Here is a 25,650-nt window from a genome sequence, read left to right on the forward strand (position 1 = left end):
ATTGATCTGTTTGAAATTCCCGGGCGGTGTCTCCGGCAATTGCGGATGCCAACGCGATTTGCGTATGTAATCGCATGGACAAAGGTGGATCAGCATGCAGCGAACGGTGACGATGAAGGATGTGGCGGACCAGGCGGGCGTCTCCGTGATGACCGTCAGCCGCGCCTTCAAACAGCATGCGTCCGTGGGGGAGAAAACGCGGAAACGTATTTTGCAGATCGCCGAGGACCTCGGCTATGTGTTCGACAGCACGGCGGCCAACCTGCGCTCGCAGCGCACCGGTTTTGTTGCCGTGTCCATCCCTTCGATCAACAACGCCAACTTTGCCGACACGGTTGGGGCTTTGTCGGAAAGCCTCAAGCTTGCCGACTTGCAGGTCCTCCTCGGTTACAGCAATTACGACATCCAAAAAGAAGAAGAGATCGTCGGGCAGTTCCTCCGGCGCCGACCTGAAGCCATCGTTCTGACGGGAGGGCGGCATACCGACCGGACACGGCAGTTGCTCGCGAGAGCCAATATCCCGGTTGTTGAAACATGGGACCTGCCCAAGAAACCGATTGGGCATGTGGTTGGCTTTTCCAATGCCGCCACGATGCATGATCTGGTCCGGCACCTGGTCGGGACGGGGCGAAAGCGCATTGCCTTCATCGGCGGCGACACGGACGGCGACACGCGCGGCGCAGACCGCCGCCGCGGGTTCATCCAGGCTATGTCGGACCAGGGCCTGTCGACGGAACGCCTGATCGGAGCGGGCGAGCCGCCGATTTCCATGCGCGAGGGGGCCGACGCCATGGCCAGGCTCCTGCAGGACTTTCCAGACACGGAAGCGGTCATTTGCGTTTCCGATCTTTCCGCCTTCGGGGCGTTAACGGAATGCGCGCGCAGGGGCGTGAAGGTTCCCGAAGATATCGCCATAGCCGGCTTCGGTGCCTATGACATTTCCTCGATCTGCCTGCCCACCCTCACCACGATTGATCCTCACCCCGCTGATATCGGCCGGCGAACTGGCGAATTGATTGTCTCGTTGCTCAGGGGCGAGGGCGAGAAAGAAAGCGACCCTGTTCATGTTGCGATCGAGCCGAACTTGAGTGTGGGTGGATCGACTGCCTAGGCGCGTCCAGCTCAAACAGTTTCGCCTTCGATCAGCCTGAACCCCACATCCGTGACTTTCCTGGCGCTGTCGCCATTGATCCGCATCAGAAGTTTTTCAGAGGCGATCTGGCCGATCCGCAAGTGGTTCACCTGCATGGTGGTCAGCCGGTAGGGAAGTACGGAAGCGATGGGAAGTTCGCCCCAGCCGGCAATGCCGAGATCCTTGGGCACCGAAATCTTCTGACTTTCGCAGAAGTGGATTGCTCCAACGGCCATATTGTCATTCTGGAAAAACACGACCTCGGTTTCCGGAGCGCCGGAGAGCAGTTGTTCGATGCCGTAGTAACCGGTGTAAAATCCGGGAACGTCCTTCAAGAGAAGCTGCTTCTTCAGAGAAGCCGAGCCGTCGGCTATCGCGCGGTCGAATCCGTTGAGGCGAGCGGCGGCCGCATTTGCCGCGTCGTGAGAGGTGCCGACATAGCCGAGCCGGGTGTAGCCCTTGGTAAGCAGATACCGGCCCATCTGGTAACCGCTGTCAAAATGGTTGAGGCCGACGCACATGTCGAACGGGCTTGAGTTCAAATCCCAGATTTCGACGACAGGAATTTTTGCGTTTTCCAGGAGCTGAAGCGAGCGGTTCGTATGAGCTCTGCCTGTCAGGATCAGTCCTGCAGGTTGCCAGGCGAGAACTGTTTCAATCCATTTTTCTTCTTCGCCCGCTGCGCGCTGTGTCATGCCCAGAACGGTCTGATGCCCGAAAGAGCAAAGCTTCCTGTCGATGCCTTCCAGAACATGCGTGAAGACCTCGTTGCCGAGGTCTGGAATGCTGACGCCGATGAAGGTGGATTTCTGGTCGCCGGAGAAGACGGTGGCAAGGCGGTTCGGCAGGTATCCCAGACGTGTGACCTCAGCCAGAACCCTTTCCCTGGTCTGCTCCGAGAAGCCGCCTTCATTTCTGAGGACCCGACTGGCCGTCATTTTCGAGACACCCGCTGCCTCGGCGACTTCAGACAGGCTTATCTTTTTGTTTTTATTGCTCAAAATACGTTCCGCGTCACAAAAAGTTATCGATAACTTTTTCGTTGACTTTCGTGTTTTCCGGACGGATGATATCTCTACGTTACCGGTAACTCAATCCTTGCCTTGTGGAGGAGGCGTACTGCGAGAGACCGGTGACGACTGGGAGGAACACAGTGGCAGGTAATCTGAAAAACCGTCTGTTTTTCGACGGCATTCAGAAGCATTTCGGCGGAACTTATGCCGTCCGGGACGTTTCGTTGGCAGTCGACCGAGGCGAGATCGTCGCGCTTCTGGGTGAAAACGGCGCCGGTAAGTCGACACTCATCAAAATTCTCGGGGGCATTCACAAGCCGGATGCCGGCCGTGTGCTGATCAACGGTGAACCTTACGAGCATCGGCCGGGCGGCTTCGGCCAGCACCAGGCGGTTGCCTTCATCCATCAGGACCTGGGCATGATCGAATGGATGACCGTTGCCGAGAACATGTCGCTGGCGCTCGGCTTCAAGAAACGGTTCGGCCTGATCGACTGGCAGGACGCCGAGGCGTTTGCTGCGGAGGCCCTTCTGAAAGTTGGCTGTGATTTTTGTCCCTCCACACGCGTGCAGGACCTTTCCCGCACGGAAAAATCGCTCGTGGCGATTGCCCGCGCGTTGGCCGTCGATAGTGACTTCCTGGTGCTTGACGAGCCGACGGCGTCGCTGCCGGCGGATGAGGTCGCGCGTTTGTTCGAAGCCTTGCGGCCGTTGCGGGACGCTGGGGTTGGCATGATTTACGTCTCCCACCGGCTCGATGAGATCTTCCAGATCGCCGACCGCGTTGCGGTTCTGAGAGACGGTGAACTCGTCGGGGTTCGTGCGATCCAGCACACGAACGCCGAAGAACTCGTACATATGATTGTCGGCCGCAAGACCCGGCAGGTCACCAAGCTGACGGAGACGCCCGGAGCACCGGTCCTGTCCGTGAAAGGTCTTGCGACCCGGGTGGCTGGGCCGGTTGACTTTACACTCCATCGCAACGAAATCGTCGGCCTTGTGGGCTTGCGCGGGGCTGGACACGAGACGATTGCGCGGGCGCTCTATGGCCTTGAGCCGCACGAAGGTGAAATAGAGCTCACGGGTGTCGGGGCTCCGGATTTGCGCTCTCCCAAGACAGCACTTGATAGCGGCATTGGGCTGGTCGCGCGGGATCGGACGGAAGAATCCGTCGCCATGCCGCTGACCCTTCGCGAAAACACCTTTCTCAATCCCGCGGCCGTCGGCCGAAACCTGTTTTCCTTCATGTCACCGGACACGGAATCCAGGGAAGCAGAACGGATCGGCCGTGAAGTGGCGCTGTCGCCGAACGATCAAACACTCGCCATTGAGGCCCTTTCCGGCGGCAACCAGCAAAAAGTGGTGATCGCTCGCTGGCTGGCGACGAAGCGAAAGCTTCTGATCTGCGAGGATCCGACCGCAGGTGTCGATGTGGGTGCGAAGGCGGAAATCTATGACCTGTTGAACAAGGCGCTGCGGGAAGGGGTCGGCATCCTGCTCGTTTCGACCGATTTCGAAGAAGTCGCAACGATTTGCCAGCGCGCCATCGTCTTCAGCCAGGGCGCGATTGTCGGTGAGCTTTCAGGGGCGAAACTCTCGACGGAAAACCTCATTCAGGCCGCTTCGGCCAGCAACGTTGCCGCCGCTTAAGGGTAAGAACAATGCAGTCACTTGAATCCACCGCTCTTGAGCCGACCAAAACGGAAATGCGGGGCTTGACCACCCGCGCCAAACTTGTGCGCCTGCTGCCGGTCTATGGTCTCGTCATTCTGACGTTGCTGCTGATCTTGCTGTTCTCGGTCCTGTTGCCCAGAACCTTTCCGACACTCCTGAACCTTCGGGCAATCGTTTCGGACAAGGCGATCATCGCGCTTCTGTCACTTGGAGCGATGATCCCCATGGCTGCCGGCCGGATCGATCTGACGGTCGGCTACGGCATCGTGCTCTGGCACATCCTGGCCATCAGCCTGCAGACCCTTCTGGGGATTCCCTGGCCAATGGCGGTCATGATCGTCTTGTTGCTCGGAGCGTTCACGGGGTTCCTGAACGGGCTCCTGGTGGAAGTGGCCAAGATCGACAGCTTCATCGCGACGCTTGGCACGGGCACGGTGCTTTATGCGATCGCCCTCTGGCACACCGGGGGCCGCCAAATGGTGGGGGTCCTGCCGGATGGCTTCTTTGCCCTCAGCACAACCTTTGTCTTCGGTCTACCGATCACCGGATATTACCTGATCGCGATCACCGTCTTCCTGTGGCTGATGCTCGAATATACGCCGGTTGGCCGATATCTCTACGCCATCGGTGCGAACCAGCGCGCGGCCCATCTGAACGGCATTCCGACACGGAAATATGTGATCGGTGCCTTCATGGCATCGGGCACCATGACCGCGCTCGCCGGTGTGCTTCTGGCATCGAAGCTCCGCATCGGTCAGGCAAGCGTCGGTCTGGAATTCCTGCTGCCAGCACTCGTCGGTGCCTTCCTCGGTTCGACAACCATCAAGCCCGGGCGGGTCAATGTCTGGGGCACCATCGTCGGGGTTGCGATCCTGGCAGTGGGGATTTCCGGAATTCAGCAGTTTGGAGGCTCATTCTGGGTCGAGCCGCTCTTCAACGGCGTCACTCTGCTGATTGCAATCGGTATTGCGGGTTACGCGCAGCGCCGCAAGGGGGCGGTGAAAAAGTAACGTTGGATGCAATGGAGGAGACTATGCAAAAACGTACATTCCTGAAGATCATTCTGGCCACGACGATGCTGGCAACCGCCGGGATCCCGGTCATGGCCGAAACGCCATGGGACGGACCAACCACCGGTCCGGCGGCCGCGCCGGACAAGTCCATCGTCGTTGTTGCTGCAGACATGAAGAACGGCGGTATTCTGGGCGTATCCAAGGGCGTTGAGGAGGCGGCCTCCCAGATCGGCTGGAACATTCGTGTTCTCGATGGAGCCGGGTCCATTCAGGGCCGCACGGCGGCCATCGGTCAGGCCCTGGCGCTACAGCCGGACGGGATCGTCATCAACGGCTTTGATGCTGTCGAACAGCAGGCTGCGCTTGAAGACGTGGCAGCCGCGAACATTCCCATCGTCGCCTGGCACTCCGGGCCGAAGATCGGTTGCGACGCGCCGGGCGGGATCTTTGCCAATGTGTCGACCGACGCCATGGCGGTATCGGAAGTTGCTGCCAACTGGGCGCTTGAAGACGGCGGCAAGGATATCGGTGCGGTCATCTTCACCGATTCCACTTACCAGATCGCCATCGACAAGGCTGACCGTATCAAGGAAACAATCGAGGCCGGCGGCGGCAAGGTGCTTGAATATGTCGATACGCCAATTGCCGATACCTCAAGCCGCATGGGGCCGCTGACCACCAGCTTGCTGCAGAAATACGGCGACGAGTGGACCCACGCCCTGGCCATCAACGACCTTTACTTCGACTTCATGGGTCCCGCGCTGGCGGCGGCCGGAGTTTCCAGTGAAGACGGTCCGCAGGCAGGATCGGCCGGCGATGGCTCGGAAGCGGCTTTCTTTCGCATCAAGACCGGCGCCTATCAGGCGATCACCGTTGCAGAACCGCTCAACCTGCAAGGTTGGCAGCTGGTTGATGAACTCAACCGGGCAATCCAGGGCGAGCCGTGCTCGGGCTATGTCACGTCTCCGGCTCTTGTGACGAAGGAAGGAGTGGAGAAAATGGGCGACAGCACTGCTTTCGATCCCGATACGCCGTATCGCGATGCCTATACGGCCATCTGGAAACAGTAATTTCCTGCCCACTCTACTTACTTTGGAAGACGGGCCGCGCGGCTGGAAAGCCGGGCGGCTCAAACTCCATGGATCTGCTCGCCAACTCCGCTCTTCTGAAATGAACACGCAATGGCTTCATTACGCTTTGTCAGTGGCTCATCCAGACGGAAAGCCATTTCCACCCATTCCCTGCGCGCTTTCGCCAATCCGCCGATGCTGTTCACCTTCACAGCATCGAAGCAGGTTGTCTCCGACGTGATTGCGGGGGCGGGCAAGGTATGATCCTGGAGTGGCTGCTCTCCCCGGTAGATCCGGCCAGAGCCCACGATGTCGGGCTCGCCCTGTCCTGGCACGCCCGTATCATGGTGCTCGGCTGGGGGATCCTCGCGCCGCTGGCGATCCTGACTGCCCGTTATCTCAAGGTTCTGCCAGGGCAGAACTGGCCCGGGGAACTGGACAACAAGATGTGGTGGCGCTGCCACTGGATGGGCCAAAGCACTGTTTTGGTTCTGTCGGCCGCGGGTGTCGTCATGATCTTGCTATCCGACCAGAACACGGGCCATGAACAGGCGCACCGTCTCTTCGGCTATTGCCTGCTTGCGCTCGGCGGCTTTCAAGCCCTGTCGGGCCTGCTTCGTGGCACGAAAGGTGGGCCGAGCAGCCCGGCGCCGGACGGGTCTTTCCGGGGAGATCATTACGACATGACACCTCGCCGGCAACTTTTTGAAAGCTTGCACAAACTCTTCGGCTACCTTGCTCTGGTCATGATGACGGGAGCGATAGGGACCGGGCTATGGGCCACAAATGCGCCGCGATGGATGTGGCTTGTGCTGTTGGTCTGGTGGATCGGACTGACGGCCGCTGCTGTTGTGCTGCAACGCAAAGGCTGGGCGGTCGATACCTATCAGGCGATCTGGGGACCTGACACGGTCCATCCGGGAAACCGGGCCGAAAAGCCCGCTCATGCAACAAGGGCGGCAATCTACAGCAAGAAACGGGATATGTGATGTTTGGTGTTTTGGAAGGCACAGGCTTTGAAGTCATCAAGCCGGAATTCGAAGACTGTTTCATCGGACATGCGCGTGTGGAGCGCCTGTGGACCGGCGCGCGCTGGTCGGAGGGCCCCGCCTGGTTTCCGGCAGGACGGTACCTGGTCTGGTCCGATATTCCCAACAACCGGCTGATGCGGTGGGACGAGACGGACGGTTCCGTGTCAGTCTTCCGCTCCCCCTCCAACAATGCCAACGGCAACACGGTCGACACTCAGGGTCGGCTGGTTTCATGCGAACACCAGACGCGGCGTGTGACAAGAACAGATCATGACGGATCGATCAGCGTCATCGCATCGCACTGGAACGGAAAGCGTCTCAACTCGCCAAACGATGTCGTCGTGAAATCCGATGGTTCGGTCTGGTTCACCGATCCTTCCTACGGGATCATGATGGATTACGAGGGAGACCGCGCGGAAAGCGAAATCGGCGCATGTCACGTCTATCGTGCGGATCCCGAGACGGGAGACGTCACCACTGTTGCAACGGATTTCGTCAAACCGAACGGTCTGGCGTTCTCGGCGGATGAGCAGCATCTCTTCATTGCGGACACTGGCGGCACCCACCAGAAAAACGGTCCCGCCCACATACGGAAGTTCGAGGTGAGCGAGGATGGCAGGGGTTTGCGCGGGGGCGATGTGCTGGCGTCCTGCACAAACGGCTTTTTCGATGGGTTTCGATTGGACCGGGACGGCCGCATCTGGACCTCGGCGGCCGATGGCGTTCACTGTCTGAACAGCAGCGGGACCTTGATCGGCAAGGTGCATATCCCGGAAATCGTCAGCAACGTCTGCTTCGGCGGGGCCAAGCTCAACCGGCTTTTCATCACCGGGACGACGTCTCTTTATTCCGTCTTTCTCAATGTAAACGGGATTTCCAGATAGCGCGTCAACCTGGCTTGCGTCCGAATTTTGCTTCACCCGGTCTGTCTGGAAAGCGAATGGAGTTTGCCAGGCCCTGGATCAAGTGAAAGAAGACGCTGAGGGGCAATGGCGTTCAGGCCTGAACCGGCCACGATGTCGGGTATCCCGAACCAGCTTGCGACCGTCATTGCCATGGTGCAGAACGTTGGCAGCCAGTGCGTCTCGCTCCCGCAAACGGGGTCATCTCTGGAACAACCCAGCTCAGAACGCTCTGGAAAAGCAGGGGGCATGTCTTCCGTGGCGGAATTCTTCTGCCCATTGGTTTTCCGAGCGTTCTGACTCAAAAATCGATGGCTACGGCGTTCTCTCTACTTGGTCGCACCCGACGTCAGTCCGGAAATGAACTTCCGCTGGAAAATCAGGTAGGCGAGGATCAGCGGCGCGATCACGATGACCGCACCGGCAGTCAGCACGGGGGTGTTCACCGTGTAGCGGCCCTGGAAGAACAGCATGCCGATGGGCAAGGTTCGGAAACTGTCGTCGTTCACCAGGATCAGAGGAATGAGGAACTCGTTCCAGGTCCAGATGAAGAGGAACAGCGCCAGTGTCGACATTGCCGGCACCATCAGGGGCAGGATGACGCGGCGCAGGATATAGCTGCGCCTTGCACCATCGAGCACCGCCGCCTCCAGGATTTCCTGCGGCAATTGCCGCATGGCACTTGCCATGAAGATCGTCGCGAATGGTATCGACATTGCAATTTGCGGCAGGATCAAAGCTGCGTAGGTGTTGATGAGACCCGTGTAGCGCATCTCGTAGTAGAGCGGGATGATGAACGCCTCTGTCGGCACCATCATGCCGATCGTCATCATCACGAAGAGCGTGCGCTTGAAGGGAAAACTGAGAAAGGCGAAGCCGAAGCCGGTCAAGGTTCCAAGAGCGATGCTGATGGTCACGACCGGAACGACGACGAACACCGAGTTCTGGAAGTAGACGTTGAAATGCCCGTCGATCCAGGCGCTGACGTAATTCTCGAAATGGGGATATTCGGGAAGAACGAACGCCCCCTGCAACAGGTCCGGCCGGCTCTTCAGAGACGTCAGGATCAAGAGCCCGAAGGGGATCACGGTCATCAGCGCGAACAGCCACAGGATGATGCGCATCGGCCAAGCAGTTGTGTTGAGGCCCGATGATTGGCTCATGACGCATCTCCTGCGTGATTGGGGCGAACCAGCCGGTGGACCGCATAATTGACAACGAAAATCAGGATTGCGCCAACGATGGCGACGGCCGCCGCATATCCATAGCGGTTAAGCTGAAAGCCGAGCTGATACATGTAGATGTTGGGGACAAGCGTTGCGTTGGCGGGGCCGCCACGGGTCATTGTGAAGATCAGGTCGAAACTCTTGATCGAGGCGATGATCGTGAGCAGCAGCGCGATGCGAATCTCCGGAAGCAGCAGCGGCAAGGTGATGAAGAAGAAGGTCCGGATGCCCCTGGCGCCGTCGACCTTCGCGGCTTCAAACAGAGAGGGGTCGATCCTCTGCATGCCGGACAGGAAGAGCACCATGCAGAAGCCGAAGAAATACCAGCTTGCGACGATACCGACGGCTGGAAGAACGAAGGTGAAATCACCGAGCCAGGGAAGGGCGTAGTCGCCGAGGCCGATAAGCTTCAGCGCCTGGTTGAAGGGGCCGAAGGCTGGGTTGTAGAGCCAGTGCCAGATGATGCCGAGCACGGCGGTGGGCATGATATAGGGCAGAAACAGCAGGGTGCGCAGCGCGAGCTGCTCCTTCTGCTTGAGGTTCCACACCAGGGCGGCCAGCGCGACACCGAGGCAGACTGGAACCGCGCAGTAGAAAATCATCAGGATGGCGTTGTTCTTCAATGACTTGAAGAACACCTCGTCTGCGATCAGGCTGATATAGTTGCCAAACCCGATCCAGTCCGGAGCGCTGATACCATTCCAGCTTGTCAGGCTGAGAACGAGTGCCGCAATGATGGGGCCAAAAACCAGGGATCCATAAATCAGCAGTCCCGGCAGGATGAAGATGAGATTGCTGCTGACTTTGGCATCGAGCGGTGAGCGCGACATTCAGGCGTTCCAATACAGTGACGATTTGCTGGCGGGGTGCTCCCGCCGCGTCCGTTCGATGGACCGACGCGGCGGGAATGGTTTTGGCGCAGGATCCGGTCAGGTCTTGAACGAGGCCGGAGGGGCTGCAGGTTCCAGGATCATTTGCTCTTCATGTATGCCTGATAGTCGGCATCGAGTTTGTCGATCAACTCTTGCGGGGTCTCTTGACCGGCGAGCAGCAACGGCGTGTTGTCGTCGAAGGTCTTCAGCATGGTCGGGCTCGCCCAATCCGGGTAGTGACCGATCGCGTTGTTCTCGTTGAGCGATTTCCAGATTTTGATGCCTTCCGACAGCAGCGGTGTGACCTCGATGTCCGCGTCGGCAGGGACAGAGGAAGCAGGCAGGTAGCCGGCTTTTGCCCATGTGACCGCGGCATCCTCGGACACCATGTAGTTGATGTATTCGCCAGCAAGCGCCTTCGTGCCGTCTTCCTTGGCGATGCTGGTGATTGCCCAGGCAAGGTCGACACCCCCAACGGAGAGAGGATGCTCTACGCCCTTGGGGCCGGGAATCGGCATGAAATGAATGTCCGGATTGGCCTTCATGTCACCAAAGTACCAGGTGCCCGAAATCAGGAAGGCGCCTTCGCCGGAGACGAAGAGCTGGACAGCGTCATCGCCGGAAATACCCTGGTAGCCATTGAAGAAATAGCCATCCTGTGCCCAATCCTGAACAATCTTGGCCGATTCCACATTGCCGGGCGTGTCAAACGTGCCGCCATGGCCGTACACGAGATCGTCGAGCGCCTTGCGATCCGAAGCATCGATATGCGCCTGGGTGATGCCGGCGAGCATGTGAAGCGTCAGATGGCCCTTTGCCGTGCCGATCATGAAGGGCGTCTTGCCGGCTTCCTTGATCTTGTCGGCGGCGGCCTTGAGGTCTTCGAACGACTTCAACGGCAGCTCGACACCGGCGTCGGCGAGGACTTTTTCGTTGTAGTAAAGACCGACGATCTCAGCGAGCGAGGAGATGCCGTAGGTCGGGCCGACACCGAATTCGCCCTTGTCCGACCAGCGGTCACGGGCCAGCAGGCTTTCGGACTGGTTCTTGTCCCAGCCGTATTCCGCGATGAAGTCATCCACCGGTACGAGGAGGTGTTCCTTGACCATGAGACCCATGGCGCCGGCGCCCTGGTTGACCTTCGTGACATCCGGGCCGTCGCCCGAGGAAACGGCCAGTTTCAGGGTCATGTTGAGGTCGGCGAAATCGCGGATCGTGTGATCGAGCGTGATGTCGGGATGAGCTTCCTTGAACCGGCCGTTCAGTTCGGCCATCACGGCTGCGCGCGATTCAGAATCATGATCGTCCCAGACCGTCAGCGTTTCAGCGCGGACCATTCCCGAAAGGCTGAAGCCGATAATGGCAGCGCCGGCCAGCACTGCTGACCTTCGCGCTGCTGGTGACGCACTGCAGGATATTAGACGTCTAAACATGGGTTGTCCTCTCCGGTTGTTATTGCGATTAGCTTGCTTCCCCGATCGGCCTGGCCTTGTCGTACAGTGCCGAACGTCTTGTTCTGCCAGACCTTTACCGCTCCGGCGAATTCATGTAGTGCTCTGCCACATTCCTTTTGCACTTCCGCATTCCTCGGTTTGGGGGCATCCGCTTGAGCCCTCAAAACAGATGAAGCGAGCTGGCGGAGAGCCGGCAACGAGGTCGATGACACCATGAACGCCACAGCTGACGATCGCCTCATCCGTCCGGCGACCGAGGATGACCTCGACGCCCTCTTCGACATCTGTCTGAAGACCGCCGATGGTGGCGGCGACGGGAGTGCGTTTTTCAGCGACAAGCGTCTGCCGGGCTATATCTGGTCGGTGCCCTATTTCAGGTTTGAACCGGGATGTGCTTTCGTTCTTGTCGAGAACGGGCGAACGATCGGCTACGTTCTTGGAGCGCCAGACACCGCCCGTTTCGAGGAAGAGCTGGAGCATCACTGGTGGCCGGACATTCGCCGCATCGTGGCGGATATGACGCCGACCCTGCGCGATGATGCAAAGGCCCTGCACCGGATCAACCATCCGGAAAGAACGCCGCAATGGCTGCTGGCGGACTATCCTGCCCATCTCCACATCAACATTCTGCCGGACGCACAGTCTTCCGGGTGGGGCCGCAGGATGATCAACACGGTGCTTGATGCGCTGGCGAAAGCCGGAGCGCCGGGTGTTCATCTCGGACTTCATCCGCAGAACGAGCGGGCGAAAGGCTTCTACAGCCACCTCGGCTTTGAAGACATCAGCCGCGACGACCACGTGCTGTTTGCCCGCCGTCTTGGCCGTTGAACCAGCCTGTCGTGACAACGGGTTTTTCCGTAACCGGCCCGAGCCATTGCCGGATGCAGCGGGTTTGCCGAGGATCATGAGCCCTCCGCATTCGCGGCTTCAAGGCCGTGTTTGAAAACGGTGGCTGCGGGCATCGCGCTCCATCCCTGAAGCAGGGAGCCGCGGCCGAAGGGCGGTGAGAAATATTCCACCGCGCCGGCCCAACCGTTGGCAAGGCAGGTTTCCCACCATCGCGTCAGGGCATACCGGGCGCCACCAAGGCCTTGATGCAAGCGCTCTTCCGCATATGCGCCATCCCAGTAGGGCCAGTCCGATCCATTGTGATAACGGAAGGCGAAGGCAGTCTTTGCGCGCGTGTCCCGGGACCGCTTAAAGGGCGGATAAGCACACATGACCCCCCAGTCCCCATAGGGCTGTTCCTTGTTGTTCCTGGATTCCAGGTTCTTTTCAAAGGCCTTGAGAAGACCTTTCGCTCGTTCCGGGGAAATGGCGTCAAACCGGGAGAGCGTCAGGCTGTCGAGAACGAGGTGATCTTCGATGAACCCGTCAGGTGTCTTGTAGTCGGCATACCCGTTGCGTTCGGCGACGAAGAGACCGTCCTCGATCTCGGCGCGGGCCTTCTTCGCGGTTTCACGGGCTTTTTCGGCCAGGTCCGGATCATGGTCGCTGCCAAGCTTGGCAACCGCATCGAGCGCGCCGACGAAGAGGCCAAGATCGTAAGAAACCAGACCCTCGCGGAATACGTTGTCCGCCCAGTCGCGGTCGTTGCGCGGCTTCAGGGGCAGCACGCTTCCCGGTGCTGCAAACCCCAGATAGCGATTGATGATGGCCGTAACGATGGGCCAATGCATGTGCGCTTCGGCAATGTCACCGGTGGCTTCCACATAGTCGCTTATGAAAAGAATGAAGAAGAGGGGGCTATCGAAATGATCGCTCCACCAGTCCCCGGGGCGATTATGATGCTCGGGGAATGCCTTTCCGCGCCTGTCAGGATTGGCCCGGCACTCGGCGACGAAGCGCTGCCATGCCTCGGATTGTGCGGGTCCTGTCAGGATGACGCCACTCGGGGCTTCACCATCTGGCTGGACGCCCTTTGCAAGCAGGCGAATTTCCTCGCGAACCGCTTCCGGTGCCAGGGTCAGAAGCGGCTGCATCGTCCAGTAGCCATCGCGGTAATAGGTGCGTGCAGGCGCGCTATAGGCCTGTCCCGCGGCCAGACCTGCAAAGACTCCCTTTTCATCCTGCCGGATGCTTGAAAGAGCTGCGTGAATGCCCTGCTTCACCATGCTGCGCATCAGGGGATCGGCTTCCGGAACGGCGTCGCAACGCGTCACATAGGCCTCGGCTTCGGCAATGATCTCGTCATTGGAAAGAGTAAGCGCGCCCTTCGCCTCGTCCATCGAAGCGCCTACGGCAATCCGAAGATCGTTTTCGCCGGCTTCCATGACGACGACACCCCAGGGGAGTTCGATGGTCCGTTGGTCTTTTGTCCTTGTGACCTTGGCCTTGACGCCTTCGCCGTCCATTTCGTGCCACCAGGCGCAGCGTCGCGCCGGGTGAGTGGTCTTCAGCTTGACGTTTCTCACAAGCATGATCGGCTTTGACTGCGCGACATAGGCGCCGCCGGATTCCGCGACCAGCCGGTTCGGCCCATAGACATACGGGCCGGGCAGGGGCGAAAACCGGACACGGCCCAGGCTGCCGGACGCCCAAAGTGCGAGATCGACATAGCCGTCGGGATGCAGGTCGGCCTGAAGGCGCGGCGCCATGATCGGCAGGAGAACGGGGTGCTGGGTGGCAATTTCACCCTGTGGCGTCGGCGTCATCATGATGGGGTTGCTGGTGCTCTGACGTTGAATGGGGGATTGGCTGAGCCGGCGGCAGTCGCCGCCTGTTTGATCGCGGACGCAAGAAGGCCGGCCTTCATGATTGCTGGCAATCTGGACGCCGTGCAGAACACAGCGGCTCGCGCGCCATTTGGTGGCGCAGTGACCGGTGCTGAAGCTCTGGCATCTCGCATTGTCTGCATGGCGAACCTCGTCGCGTTGCAAATGAATGAGGAGAGCCTATCCAACTGGGAATTAATTTGTCAAGGCGGTGGACAAATAGAAATAAAAACGCTAGCCAATATTTAAGAGACGCGTTCTTTTCGGTTGGGAAATCGCCGAAACTAGCGAAATTTTAGATGCGCATATCCGATTTAGGTATAGGTGCTGGACTAATTGGGAGCTCACTTCAGAACGATGGCCATTACGTCTTCTGTTGCGCAGACACCGATTGCGCGTAAAATTTCGACGAATGCGGTGATCCGGACCGTTCTGGCGCAGGGCCCGATCTCCCGGGCTGATATCGCCAAATTCACGGGTCTTTCCAAACAGACGATTTCCGATGTCGTGCGCGATCTGGAGACCGATGGCTGGCTGAGGCCGGTCGGCAAGACCGATGGCCGTCCCGGACGTACCGCCATTACCTACGAGTTGAACGCCAGCGCGGGTCTTGCCGTTTCCATCGATCTGGGGGGGACAAAGATCGCGGCCGCAATCGGTGACCTTCTTGGCAACATCATTGCCGAAACGAAAGTGCCGACAGATGTTCGGGGCGGTGTCCATCTGGTCGATCAGTTCCAGGCGGTGATCAGTGAACTAACGACGCTTGCCGGCGTTGAAATGGCCAAGGTGCGCATGGTTGTCCTCGGCACGCCGGGCGTGCTCGATCCAGCCACCGGCCACATTCATGTTGCACCCAATATCGCCGGAATCGAGGATATCGATCTGCGCCAGTTGCTGACTGACAGGCTCGGCATCCCGACGATCATCGAAAACGACGTCAATCTCGCTGCGGAAGGTGAACGCTGGAAGGGGCATGGGGTCGACGTCGGCAACTTTGCTTTCGTCGCACTCGGCACCGGAACGGGGATGGGCATCATTGCCAATGGGTCCCTGTTGCGGGGCGGGCGCGGGGCTGCGGGTGAAATCTCCTATCTGCCGATCGGCGGAGATCCGTTCGACCCCGGCGGTTTTCATCTGGGAACCTTCGAAACGGCTGTCGGCAGTGTGGCGATGGCCCGGCGCTACGCAGGTTTCGGCGGAAAGGAAGGCGCGAGCGTCGCCGATCTTTTCGTCGCCTTCGAGAAGGGTGAGCAAAGCGCCATCGCGGCGGTTGAAGAAACGGCGCGGCTGACAGCGCTTGCCATTGCCGCTGTTGGCGCCACGCTGGATCCGCACCTGGTAATCATGGGCGGCAGCATCGGTGCACGGCCGGAGCTTGTAGAGGCCATCCGCCGTTATCTTCCGCGCTGCACTCCTCATCCGGTTCGCATCGAAATCAGCCGTTTCGGCAATCGGGCCGCCCTCATCGGCGGCCTGGGGATAGCGGTCGCGCATATGCACGAAGAGCTTTTCGGGGTCGATCTCGGAGAAGCTTAGAACAAAAACTCAGGCGTTCAGAACGGGATGCGGTCCTTGCAGGAACGCGACATCGCGGCCTGGGCCTGAAGCGTAAAGCACTGGGATTATTGACACATGAAAGTCGGTATCGTCGGCCTTGGATCGCGAATGTCACATGTGGCACGCTGCCTGAAGGCGCAGAAAGCTGATCTGGAATTCACCGCATACGCCGATCCCGCACCGGCGGGGCTCTCCTTTCTGGAGACCGGCCTCGGAACCACTCTGAACGGGTATGAAACCCTGCAGGACATGCTCAACGGCGAGGCGTTGGACATGCTGATGATCGGCTCGCCAAACCACATGCATATCGGTCATCTGCGAACGGCTCTCAAATCGTCGGTTCCCTACATCTTCACCGAAAAGCCCGTTGTGATCAGCGAGGCGGAAACCTTCGAGCTTTTGGACCTGATGCGCCGTCACGAGGGAATGCAGCGTCTGATGATCGGTCTCGTCCTGCGCTATGCGCCGCTCTACCGGATGTTGAAGGAGGCCCAGGCCAAAGGGCATCTTGGGAAGATTGTCTCAATTGAGGCGTCGGAGCATATTGCCCCTTACCACGGCAGTTTCTTCATGCGGGACTGGCGCCGGTACGAGAAATTTTCCGGTGGGTTCATGCTGGAAAAATGCTGCCATGACCTCGACCTCTACCAGGGTGTTGTCGGCAGGCGTGCAAAGTACGTTGCAAGCTTCGGCGGACGGAAAAGCTTCGTCCCGGAGAACAAGCCTGACGAACTTCCGGATTACCGGGCGATTGCGCTGCGCGCGGAACCCTCGCGGGGCAATCGGGTGTATCCTTTCGAGCCGCGCTGGGGCGGCACGTCTTCCGAATTCGAGAGCGACGCGGACATCATCGATTACCAGACGGCGCTGATCGAATATGAGGACGGTGCAAACCTGGCCTTTCATACCAACATAAACGTGCCCGACGAGTTCCGCCGGTTCGCGGTGATCGGCACAAAGGGCATGGCCGAGGGCGACTTCGTCCGATGCACCTTCAAGCTTACAGATGCCCTGACATCACAGACGCTTTTGGAGGATCCGAGCGTCGGCACGGGCAGGGACAATCATTCCGGGGCAGACGATCAGATGGTGGCGGACATCGCGGCTTTTCTCGACCGGGGTGTGCCGTTGAAGGTGACCGTGCTCGACGCGCTCGAGGCGGGGCTAACGGCGATCAAGATTGACGAGGCGCGCCTCAATCGTTCGGTCGTGGACATGAGCGCGATCTGGGACCAATTCGACAGCTATGGGCTGACTGCGAAGAGCTGATGCCAATCGCCTCTGGAAAGATGGCGCCTGCATCATGAAACGATGACGGAGTTGAGTCATGGGAATGCTTGAAATGGTTGATGTGCGCAAAGCCTTCAACAAGTTCGAAGTCATAAAAGGCGTCTCGATGGCGATCAACCACGGCGAGTTCATCGTCTTCGTGGGACCATCGGGCTGCGGCAAGTCGACATTGTTGCGCATGATTGCCGGGCTCGAAGAAATCAGCGCTGGCGAAGTTAAAATCGACGGCAAGGTGGTCAACGACCTCGAGCCCGTCAAACGTGGCATCGCGATGGTATTCCAGTCCTATGCGCTTTATCCGCATATGTCGGTCTATGAGAACATCGCCTTTCCGCTGCGGGTCGAAAAGCTGCCGAAAGACGAGATCGACCGCAAGGTGCGCCGCGTTTCGAGCATCCTGAAACTCGACGAGCGGCTCAAGCACAGGCCCGGCCAGCTTTCAGGCGGACAGCGGCAGCGCGTTGCCATTGGCCGGGCGATTGTCCGCGAACCCTCTGTCTTCCTCTTCGACGAGCCGCTGTCCAATCTCGATGCGGCGCTTCGAGCCGAAATGCGTATAGAGCTTTCCAAGCTTCACAGTGACCTTGGGGCGACGATGGTCTACGTCACGCACGATCAGGTCGAGGCGATGACCATGGCGGACCGGATCGTCGTTCTCGATCAAGGCCTGATCAGCCAGGTTGGGACGCCGCTTGAGCTTTATCACAAACCAGCCAACCTCTTCGTTGCGCAGTTCATCGGCAATCCGAAGATGAACCTTTTGCCGGTCACCTGCACGGCATGCGACGAAAGCGGCGTCACCGTTGAGCTTGCCAACGGCTCGAAAGTTACGGTGCCGGTGGAAGTTCGCGGCAACCTGCAAGGCGCTTCGCTGACCCTGGGCATCCGGCCAGAACACCTGTTGCTGGGGCAGGGGGAGGCCGAGCTTCAGGTCATGCCGACCGTGATCGAGCATCTCGGCATTCACACCCTTGTCTATGCGTCCGTCGAAGGGAGCGAGGAGACGTTCACCTCGCTCTTCCACAGTATGGTACCGGCAAAGGCGGGCGTGCCGCAGACCGTTGGCCTTAAAGGGCGTGACTGTCATCTCTTCGATGGCGAAGGCAGGGCGCTGGAGCGCCGTGTCGACGCCAGTGAAATGGATCCGTCCTTGCCAGCCGCCGTAGCTGTTTGAAATGCCCCTGGCAGGTTGAAGAAGACACCCCGGCCTCGGGCGACGCCGCCCATAAGGACCTTCAATGAAAGTTTTGATTTTTCCGGACGCCAAAGACGCTATCGCGGCGGCAGCACGCCTTGTGCTCGACCAGGTGCGACTGAAGCCGGATGCCGTTCTTGGCCTTGCCACGGGCGGCACGATGGAAGCCGTTTATGACCGCGTGGCAGATGGCGCACGCGAGGGTGCCGTTTCGTTTGCCGGTGTCAGCAGCTTCAATCTCGACGAATATCTCGGCCTGCCGCCAGAGCACCCGGCGAGCTATCACACCTATATGCGCCAGCGCCTGTTCAGCCGGATCGGCATAGATCTGACGAGAACGCATTTGCCGAAGGGCGACTGTGAAGACGCAGAGGTGGAATGCGAGCGTTATGAAGCCGCCATCGCGGCCTCCGGTGGTATTGACCTTCAATTGCTGGGGATCGGACGCAACGGGCATATCGGCTTCAACGAACCGACGTCGAGCCTGTCCTCGAGAACAAGAGTGAAGACGCTGACAGCGGAAACGCGAGAAGCGAATGCGCAGTTCTTCGAAAGACCGGAAGACATGCCGCATTACGCGCTGACGATGGGGATCGGCACAATCCTCGACGCGCGGCACTGCATTCTTCTTGCGATTGGCGCGTCGAAAGCGGAGCCGGTGGCAAAGGCCATCGAGGGCCCCCTGGCGGCTACCTGTCCGGCGTCAGCGCTGCAATTGCACAGGCACGCGACCATGCTGCTCGACCGGGAGGCGGCGGCCAGGTTGGAGCTTGTCGACTACTATCAAAGGGTTCATCCCGACGGCGCCCCGGCCCAAATCGAGCCTGGTGAACGGTCGTGAAGCCGAAAAGTGCCTGTTGAACCCAATTTGCCTGCGGGCGCTATCGCTTCACGGAGCCGCATTCATCATGAAGCATGACATCCTGTTCAATCCAGACGAAGGCGACGTAACGGCTCGTCTTCAGGCTGCGCTCGATTACGCCGGCGAAACAGGTCAGCGTCTCGTTCTGGGGGACGGTGTTCATCATGTCGGCGGCCTCGTTTTGCGCAGTGGTGTAGATCTTCACCTTTCCAAAGGTGCGATCCTCAAACCGGCTGGCGACTATGCGGCCTATGCGTCCACCACGGTGGATGTCATTGCGGAGGACTCGGATCGGGCGATGCTGGTCGCCAAGGATGCCAAGGACATTCTCATTACCGGTGAGGGTGTGATCGACGCTCCGGGAGCCGACTTCATCGCCGGCGAGCTTGACGACATGGGAACGCATCTGCCCGCCCGCCTGCGTCCCCGCGTGATGGTGTTCGACGGCTGTCGCAATGTGCGGATAGAGGACGTCACCGTCCGCAATTCGCCGATGTGGACGCTGCATTTCATCGCCTGTGAAGAGGTCAGCATTTCCCGGGTGACCATTGAAAATGACCGGCAGATGCCCAACACGGACGGCATCGTCATCGATTCCTGCAGCGATGTGATCATCGACAACACCGACATCGCGACCGCCGATGACGGCATCGTGCTGAAGACGACCCGGCGTGCGAGTGGTGTGCCCACCGGACCATGCCGAAGCATTCGCATTCGGAAATGCCGGATCGAGAGCCAAAGCTGCGCCCTGAAAATCGGGACGGAATCCTTCTCTGACTTCAAGGATATAGAATTCACGGACTGCGACATTGTTTCGTCCAATCGGGCGCTGGGCATTTTCTCGCGCGACGGCGGCGTGATCGATGGTGTTACCTTTCGCCGGATAACGGTCGACTGCCGCGAAACTCCGGACGGCTTCTGGGGCTCTGGTGAGGCCATAACGGTCAATGTTCTCGACCGTCGCCCCGAAGCACCCGCCGGAGCGGTCTGCAATGTCCTTTTTGAAGATGTTTCGGGCAGTATGGAAGGGGCTATCAACCTTGCCGCGCTCGGCGACGCCGGTATCGCGGGCCTTGTGATGCGCCGGATCAACCTTCAACAGCGGCCCGGTTCGATCGGGACCGGCGAACGCTATGATCTGCGCCCGACCGCGCATGATCTTGCCCCGGCGAAAGACGTTAGCGGCCGGGCCAATGCCTACGTCAAGGACGCTTCGGGCGCGGTGCTCGGTCTCTTTGCCTATCCGGACGGTATGCCGGGCCTATTTGCGCTCAATGTGGACAGTCTCCAGAGAGAGGATGTCTGGATCGAACGGCCTGAGCCATTGCCCGCAGGATGGAGCCGCCTGCAACAGGTGATGGCTTCCAACACGCCGCTATAGATAAAACCTGACGACACTTGTCTGAAGTGACGGATCTGAAAGCCTGAAGCGCTTTCAAGTCGCGGCGCCGCTGTGCCTGACGGCAGGGAAGGCCGCGGCCGTCTGCACCGTTTCTGCGTGGCGGATGCATCGAACAGTCCGGCAACTGTGTCTGGAAGAAATGCCTGGGAGCCCAAGGGTCACGCATTTCGTTTGAGAGAAACTACCCGAATTGCCGCGTTAGCCTCTGTCCACCAATGGAGAATGTTTCAAATCCTAACGCTTGACCTTCAAGAAACTGGATGTTTGTATAAGTGGATACAAAAATCCAGTGGAGCAAAAATGGCCATGTCGCCTTCTTCCGCAGATTTGAAAGCCTCCACCGCGGAGGAGGAGGCCTATCTCCATTTGCAATCGGCGTTGCGGTGCGGGCGGTACAAACCGGGAGACCGGCTCATCCCCGAGGAAATCGCCAACGAAATCGGCATGAGCCGCATGCCTGTTCGAGAAGCCTTTCGCCGGCTCGCGTCTGACGGGCTCGTCACGCTTCGCCCGAACCGCGGTTGCGTTGTGGCAGGGCTGACGGTCGATGAGATCTACGAAACCTTTGAAATCCGATCTGTTCTGGAAGGTCTGGCGGTGCGGCTTGCCATGCCGGAGATGAACGCTGAGACATTCGAGGAACTGGATTTGCTGCTGGACCGTATGGAGCGTTCCGGACAGAGCGGCAGCAGCGAGTGGGTGCCGAGGCATCAGGAGTTCCACTCCTATATCTACCGTCTGAGCGGCCGCCCGAAACTCATTCGCCAGATATCCGCCCTTCATCTGGTCATCGAACCCTACATGCGGATCTGGTTCGACTATGTAACCAAACCGTTATCCGCTCGCCAGGAACATGAAAACCTGATCGAGGCACTGAAATCCGGTGATGCAGCTCATGCCGAGGAGGTGATGAGGGAGCACATTCTCGGCACGGCACCACTGCTTACCGAATACGCAAGTCCCGCCCGGCGCTGACGCGCCGGGCGGATCGTCCAAAGCCGGGGGAACATCCGGCACGGGCGAGGGGAACCGCCGAACCAACGGCATTGATTTAGAGGAAGGACTTCACGTCATGACGATCCGTCGCATGGCCGCGCTCGCGGCTGCCTTATCGACACTCGCCTTTGGCCCCGCTGCCATGGCACAAAGCGCGCCCACCGAGATCACCATCGCCACTGAAGGAGCTTACGCTCCCTGGAACTTCACCACAGCGGACGGCAAGCTGGACGGCCTTGAAATCGAGCTGGCAAACGACCTTTGTGCCAGAATGAAGATCGAATGCACGATCATCGCACAGGACTGGGACGGGCTGATCCCCTCCCTGACTGTCGGCAAGTTTGACGTCATCATGGCCAGCATGTTCATCACGCCGAAGCGGCTTGAGACCATCGCTTTCACGCAACCCTATGCAGTCGATCCCTCCGGCTTCGCGGTTGCAAAGGATAGCGAACTGGGCAAGCTCGGCCTGACAGGTGAAAAGTTCAAGCTTGATGACGATGCTGCGGCCCTGGAGGCTATCGAAAAGCTGAAACCCATGCTCGAGGGCAAGGTCGTCGGCGTGCAGGCTGCGACGACCAATCTGGATTTTCTGAAGAAGTATTTGGCGGATACGGTCGAAATCCGGGAATACAAGACGACCGAACAGCACGATCTGGACCTGTCGGCAGGCCGTATCGATGCTCTGTTCGCCCAGCAGACGGCCCTGGCCGCAACTCTCGCAAAGCCTGAGTTCTCCGACTACACCCTCGCTGGCCCTGGCTTTGTCGGCGGTGTCTTCGGCTTTGGCACCGGCGCGGGTCTTCGCCAGGAAGACACGCAACTCAAGGAGATGCTGAACAAGGCCATCGATGAGGCAATCGACGACGGCACGATCAAACGGATCTCCGAGAAGTGGGTGCACACAGACGTGACACCCGTCAAATAACGCGGGCAAGCCGAGGGCGGCCGGGGGTATCCCCCGGCCGAAAGTTTTTTATAAAAGGTTTCGACCCGTATGTTCGACAAACTCTACTTGCTCGGTTTCGGCAGCGGAGGCTGGGGGGCTGCGCTGCTTGAGGCCGCGGGGACGACGCTGCTGTTGTCGCTGCTGGGCTTTGCTCTCGGCATAGTTTTTGGTGCCGCAGCCGCCGCCGGGCGCCTGTCCTCCGCGCGGCTGCCGCAAGCAGTCGCGTCCGCTTATGGCACGGTGTTCCGCGGTGTGCCGGATCTCCTCACCATCTATCTGCTCTATTACGGCGGCAGTGTCGCGCTGACTGCGATTGCCCGCGCTGCGGGCGCGGAAGGCTTCGTCGGCCTGCCGACCTTTGCCACGGGCGTTCTCGCCATCGGCGTTATCTGCGGTGCATATCAGGCGGAAGTCTACCGGGGGGCGTATCTCGCCATCGACCGGGGCCAGTTCGACGCCGCCAATGCACTGGCGCTTTCGCGCAGTCAGACCATCGTGTTCGTGATCGCTCCCCAGCTTCTGCGACATGCCATTCCCGGCCTCAGCAATGTCTGGCAGCTCGTTCTCAAGGATTCTGCGCTCATTTCGGTGATCGGCCTCGTGGAGTTGATGCGGCAATCCCAGATCGGCGCCGGGTCCACGCGAGAGCCTTTCCTGTTCTACATCGCTGCCGCTTGTCTGTACTTCATCATTGCCGGCATCACCGGGTTCGCCTTCCGCGCCCTGGAAGTCAAAACCTCCCAGGGGATCGCGCGATAATGATCGATTTCAATTTCTTCATCAGCATCATTCCGAAGCTGCTGTCGGGTCTGCCGTTAACGTTGCAGCTTGCCGGATCCTCCATTGTTATCGGCTTCGTTCTGGCGCTTGTGCTCGCCCTGGCGCAGCAGACGGACAGGCGCCTGGTGGTCTGGCCCATCCGGTCCTTTGTCGCCGTGTTCAGGGGCACGCCGCTGCTGGTTCAGATCTTTCTGATCTACTACGGGCTCGGCCAGTTTCGGCCGACGCTCCAGATGCTCGGCCTGTGGACTTTCTTTCGAGAGCCCTATTGGTGCGCGATCCTGGCGTTGTCACTGAACACGGGCGCCTATGGCAGCGAAATTCTGCGTGGTGCGATCCGCAACATTCCCAAGGGGCAATGGGAAGCCGCGGCCGCCCTGGGAATGAACCGGCTGTTGACCCTGCGCTTCGTGGTCCTGCCACTGGCGTTCCGCGCAGCAATCCCGGCCTACAGCAACGAGATTATCCTCATGGTCAAGGGCACGTCCCTAGCCTCCATCATCACGCTGATGGAGGTTACCGGCATCGCGCAAGGGCTCATTTCCCAAAGCTACCGGGCCATCGAGGTCTTCATCGCTGCCGGCGCGATCTACCTGATCCTGAATTTCATCATCGTACGGGCCCTGAACGCCCTCGAACAGAAACTCACACCCTACCGGTCCCGCGCCTGACGGGCACCTCACGAGATAAAGACCGAGGAGACGCAACAGGAATGCGCAATTTCGAACAACCGACGCGGTCGGTGGCCGTGTCGGCCAATGCCATGGCTGCAACTTCGCATCCCTACGCCACCCTTGCGGCGGTCAACATTCTTCAGGCCGGCGGGAATGCAATGGATGCTGCCCTCGCGGCTTGTGCCGTGCAATGCGTGGTGGAGCCGGGCTCGACCGGCATCGGCGGCGACTGCTTCGCCCTGTACGCTCCCAAGGGGGGAGATGAGGTTCTGGCCTATAACGGGTCGGGACGGACCCCTGAGGCATTGACCGAAAGCTGGTTTAGCGAGCGCGAAATTACCGAGGAGGTCCCGCGTCAGTCGCCCGCATCGGTTACCATTCCGGGCGCTATAGATGCCTGGACGCGTCTGCATGCCGACCATGGCCGCATCACCTTTGCCGAGGTTCTCGCCCCGGCCATCGCATTTGCGGAAAATGGCTACGCCATCACACCTAGGGTTCATCGTGATTGGGTGCTGGAGGAAAAGCTGCTGGCTGCCGATGCGGCGGCGGCGAAGATCTTCCTTCCCGAAGGCCGTGCGCCCGCCATCGGCGAGATTCACAAACAGCCCGAATTGGCCGCTACCTTGAAACGGATTGCCGCCGAAGGCCGCGATGGTTTCTACCGCGGGCCGGTCGCGCAGGACATGGTCAATTACCTCCGCTCACTCGGCGGGCTGCACACGCTGGAGGACTTTGCCTCCGCCAGCGGCGAGTATGTAACGCCCGTCACCACCCGGTTCCGCGGCCACACGATCCATGAATGCCCCCCCAACGGTCAGGGCATTATCGCCCTGATGATCCTCAACATCCTGTCGCATGTCGAGACCGGAGACGATCCGCTGTCGCCCGACCGGCTGCACGCGGAAATCGAGGCCACACGCCTTGCCTATGCCGCGCGCGATGCCTGGCTGGCAGATCCGGTCAAGGCCAAAGTCCCGGTTGAGGAAATGCTGTCGGACGAGCTGGCGGCAAAGCTCGCCGCGAAGATTGACCTCAGCCGCGCCCTGACGGAACTGCCTGCCTTCGAGATGCCTTTGCATCGGGACACCGTCTACATCACGGTGGTCGACGCAGAGCGCAATGCAGTCAGTCTGATCAACTCGATTTTCGATTGCTTCGGCTCGGGCCTGGTAGCCCCGCAGTCAGGCGTCGTGCTGCATAACCGTGGCCAGAGCTTTTCGTTGAAACCCGGCCATCCGAATGTGATCACACCCGGCAAACGCCCGCTGCATACCATCATTCCCGGTATGGTCACCCGCGATGGCCGCACCGAAATGTCCTTCGGTGTCATGGGTGGATACTATCAGGCCATGGGCCATGCCCATCTTGTGTCCAAGGTGCTCGACTACGGCATGGATTTGCAGGAGGCCATCGATCTTCCCCGGCTTATCCCGGTCGGCGGCAACGACACGCGCGTTGAAGCAGAGCATACGATTCCGCAGGCGGTCGCGGCGGAACTGGAACGCCGGGGCTTCAAGCTCGTTCCCTCTCCGGATCCTATCGGTGGTGCTCAGGTCATCCGGATCGACTGGGAAAACGGGACTCTTGCGGGCGCTTCGGAATCCCGTAAGGACGGTATCGCTCTGGGGTTCTAGCAGGGCGTCCCGGTTCGACCTGACCGGGAGCAGCTGCATACGGCATTCTATGGCGCACGCGGAAGGGTATTCAGATCTTGCGCCCCATTTTCAGCGTGGGTTTTGCGCAAATCCCGCCGGTGGCATGCCTCCGGCGGGATCTCGTTTGACCTGCGTTTGGTCCAGACACTGGTACCCGTGCTCACATCTGGACCGGCGACGGTCA

Annotated in this window: 24 protein-coding genes; 19 read left to right on the forward strand and 5 right to left on the reverse strand. The window is 59.6% G+C overall.

Features of this window, described 5'->3' with window-relative positions; translation table 11 throughout:
* The first annotated feature begins 94 nt into the window (after nt 1-94).
* Nucleotides 95-1,111 (forward strand): LacI family DNA-binding transcriptional regulator, encoded by a 1,017-nt coding sequence (locus AC2A6O_RS16590; RefSeq protein ID WP_498928681.1) that lies wholly within the window; start codon nt 95-97, stop codon nt 1,109-1,111.
* Nucleotides 1,112-1,122: 11 nt separating this feature from the next.
* Here AC2A6O_RS16590 and AC2A6O_RS16595 read toward each other — a convergent pair whose 3' ends face one another.
* Nucleotides 1,123-2,133: a LacI family DNA-binding transcriptional regulator gene (locus AC2A6O_RS16595; RefSeq protein ID WP_498928683.1), complete on the reverse strand. Its 1,011-nt coding sequence runs from the start codon at nt 2,131-2,133 to the stop codon at nt 1,123-1,125.
* A 152-nt stretch (nt 2,134-2,285) separates the two neighbouring features.
* Between AC2A6O_RS16595 and AC2A6O_RS16600 the strand changes: the two genes are divergently transcribed.
* The 6 genes from AC2A6O_RS16600 to AC2A6O_RS16625 all read left to right on the forward strand — a co-directional run bounded on the left by AC2A6O_RS16600 (nt 2,286) and on the right by AC2A6O_RS16625 (nt 7,816).
* The gene (locus AC2A6O_RS16600; protein WP_498928685.1) at nt 2,286-3,794 is read left to right on the forward strand and encodes a sugar ABC transporter ATP-binding protein; all 1,509 of its coding nucleotides are present in this window, start codon (nt 2,286-2,288) and stop codon (nt 3,792-3,794) included.
* A gap of 11 nt (nt 3,795-3,805) precedes the next feature.
* Nucleotides 3,806-4,828, forward strand: a complete 1,023-nt coding sequence (locus tag AC2A6O_RS16605) for an ABC transporter permease (RefSeq protein ID WP_148583803.1) — start codon at nt 3,806-3,808, stop codon at nt 4,826-4,828.
* Nucleotides 4,829-4,851: 23 nt separating this feature from the next.
* A complete protein-coding gene (locus AC2A6O_RS16610) occupies nt 4,852-5,901 on the forward strand; it encodes a substrate-binding domain-containing protein (protein WP_148583804.1) in 1,050 nt (349 codons plus the stop codon).
* A 111-nt stretch (nt 5,902-6,012) separates the two neighbouring features.
* The gene (locus tag AC2A6O_RS16615) at nt 6,013-6,165 is read left to right on the forward strand and encodes a hypothetical protein (RefSeq protein WP_498928688.1); all 153 of its coding nucleotides are present in this window, start codon (nt 6,013-6,015) and stop codon (nt 6,163-6,165) included.
* Nucleotides 6,162-6,890: a cytochrome b561 domain-containing protein gene (locus AC2A6O_RS16620; protein ID WP_498928690.1), complete on the forward strand. Its 729-nt coding sequence runs from the start codon at nt 6,162-6,164 to the stop codon at nt 6,888-6,890. Before AC2A6O_RS16615 ends, AC2A6O_RS16620 begins: the two co-directional genes overlap by 4 nt.
* Nucleotides 6,890-7,816 (forward strand): SMP-30/gluconolactonase/LRE family protein, encoded by a 927-nt coding sequence (locus tag AC2A6O_RS16625; RefSeq protein WP_498928692.1) that lies wholly within the window; start codon nt 6,890-6,892, stop codon nt 7,814-7,816. The genes AC2A6O_RS16620 and AC2A6O_RS16625 overlap by 1 nt, the downstream gene beginning before the upstream one ends.
* Nucleotides 7,817-8,163: 347 nt before the next feature.
* Here the strand turns inward: AC2A6O_RS16625 and AC2A6O_RS16630 are convergent, their stop codons facing one another.
* From AC2A6O_RS16630 to AC2A6O_RS16640, 3 genes are all read right to left on the reverse strand, one after another.
* Nucleotides 8,164-8,997: a carbohydrate ABC transporter permease gene (locus tag AC2A6O_RS16630; protein ID WP_148583806.1), complete on the reverse strand. Its 834-nt coding sequence runs from the start codon at nt 8,995-8,997 to the stop codon at nt 8,164-8,166.
* The gene (locus tag AC2A6O_RS16635; RefSeq protein ID WP_498928694.1) at nt 8,994-9,890 is read right to left on the reverse strand and encodes a carbohydrate ABC transporter permease; all 897 of its coding nucleotides are present in this window, start codon (nt 9,888-9,890) and stop codon (nt 8,994-8,996) included. The genes AC2A6O_RS16630 and AC2A6O_RS16635 overlap by 4 nt, the downstream gene beginning before the upstream one ends.
* Nucleotides 9,891-10,030: 140 nt before the next feature.
* Complete coding sequence (locus AC2A6O_RS16640; RefSeq protein WP_498928696.1) at nt 10,031-11,365, reverse strand: extracellular solute-binding protein; 1,335 nt, start codon at nt 11,363-11,365, stop codon at nt 10,031-10,033.
* 234 nt (nt 11,366-11,599) lie between these two features.
* On the opposite strand from AC2A6O_RS16640, the gene AC2A6O_RS16645 reads away from it, so the two are divergent.
* Nucleotides 11,600-12,214, forward strand: a complete 615-nt coding sequence (locus tag AC2A6O_RS16645) for a GNAT family N-acetyltransferase (protein WP_498928698.1) — start codon at nt 11,600-11,602, stop codon at nt 12,212-12,214.
* Between the two features lie 74 nt (nt 12,215-12,288).
* Here the strand turns inward: AC2A6O_RS16645 and AC2A6O_RS16650 are convergent, their stop codons facing one another.
* Complete coding sequence (locus AC2A6O_RS16650) at nt 12,289-14,043, reverse strand: glucosidase family protein (protein ID WP_498928700.1); 1,755 nt, start codon at nt 14,041-14,043, stop codon at nt 12,289-12,291.
* Between the two features lie 96 nt (nt 14,044-14,139).
* Between AC2A6O_RS16650 and AC2A6O_RS16655 the strand changes: the two genes are divergently transcribed.
* The 11 genes from AC2A6O_RS16655 (at nt 14,140) to ggt (ending at nt 25,445) form a co-directional block, all read left to right on the forward strand.
* Nucleotides 14,140-14,349: a hypothetical protein gene (locus tag AC2A6O_RS16655; protein WP_498928702.1), complete on the forward strand. Its 210-nt coding sequence runs from the start codon at nt 14,140-14,142 to the stop codon at nt 14,347-14,349.
* A 108-nt stretch (nt 14,350-14,457) separates the two neighbouring features.
* On the forward strand, nt 14,458-15,639 hold the full coding sequence (locus AC2A6O_RS16660; protein ID WP_498928704.1) for an ROK family transcriptional regulator: 1,182 nt from the start codon (nt 14,458-14,460) through the stop codon (nt 15,637-15,639).
* Between the two features lie 96 nt (nt 15,640-15,735).
* Complete coding sequence (locus AC2A6O_RS16665; RefSeq protein WP_498928706.1) at nt 15,736-16,929, forward strand: Gfo/Idh/MocA family protein; 1,194 nt, start codon at nt 15,736-15,738, stop codon at nt 16,927-16,929.
* 58 nt (nt 16,930-16,987) lie between these two features.
* Nucleotides 16,988-18,124, forward strand: a complete 1,137-nt coding sequence (locus AC2A6O_RS16670; protein WP_498928708.1) for an ABC transporter ATP-binding protein — start codon at nt 16,988-16,990, stop codon at nt 18,122-18,124.
* Between the two features lie 64 nt (nt 18,125-18,188).
* Nucleotides 18,189-18,986: a glucosamine-6-phosphate deaminase gene (gene nagB / locus AC2A6O_RS16675; RefSeq protein ID WP_498928710.1), complete on the forward strand. Its 798-nt coding sequence runs from the start codon at nt 18,189-18,191 to the stop codon at nt 18,984-18,986.
* A gap of 67 nt (nt 18,987-19,053) precedes the next feature.
* On the forward strand, nt 19,054-20,388 hold the full coding sequence (gene pglB, locus AC2A6O_RS16680) for a polygalacturonase PglB (protein WP_498928712.1): 1,335 nt from the start codon (nt 19,054-19,056) through the stop codon (nt 20,386-20,388).
* Between the two features lie 327 nt (nt 20,389-20,715).
* Nucleotides 20,716-21,384, forward strand: a complete 669-nt coding sequence (locus tag AC2A6O_RS16685) for a GntR family transcriptional regulator (RefSeq protein WP_498928714.1) — start codon at nt 20,716-20,718, stop codon at nt 21,382-21,384.
* A 97-nt stretch (nt 21,385-21,481) separates the two neighbouring features.
* Nucleotides 21,482-22,333: a transporter substrate-binding domain-containing protein gene (locus AC2A6O_RS16690; RefSeq protein WP_498928716.1), complete on the forward strand. Its 852-nt coding sequence runs from the start codon at nt 21,482-21,484 to the stop codon at nt 22,331-22,333.
* 69 nt (nt 22,334-22,402) lie between these two features.
* Nucleotides 22,403-23,113, forward strand: coding sequence for an ABC transporter permease (locus tag AC2A6O_RS16695; RefSeq protein ID WP_498928718.1), 711 nt, complete (start codon nt 22,403-22,405; stop codon nt 23,111-23,113).
* Nucleotides 23,113-23,805 carry an ABC transporter permease gene (locus AC2A6O_RS16700; protein ID WP_148583820.1) on the forward strand — a complete coding sequence of 231 codons (693 nt, stop codon included), beginning with the start codon at nt 23,113-23,115 and terminating at the stop codon, nt 23,803-23,805. Before AC2A6O_RS16695 ends, AC2A6O_RS16700 begins: the two co-directional genes overlap by 1 nt.
* A gap of 41 nt (nt 23,806-23,846) precedes the next feature.
* On the forward strand, nt 23,847-25,445 hold the full coding sequence (gene ggt / locus AC2A6O_RS16705) for a gamma-glutamyltransferase (RefSeq protein ID WP_498928720.1): 1,599 nt from the start codon (nt 23,847-23,849) through the stop codon (nt 25,443-25,445).
* Nucleotides 25,446-25,650: the final 205 nt, after the last annotated feature.

Source organism: Labrenzia sp. ATLA3 (assembly GCF_057180185.1).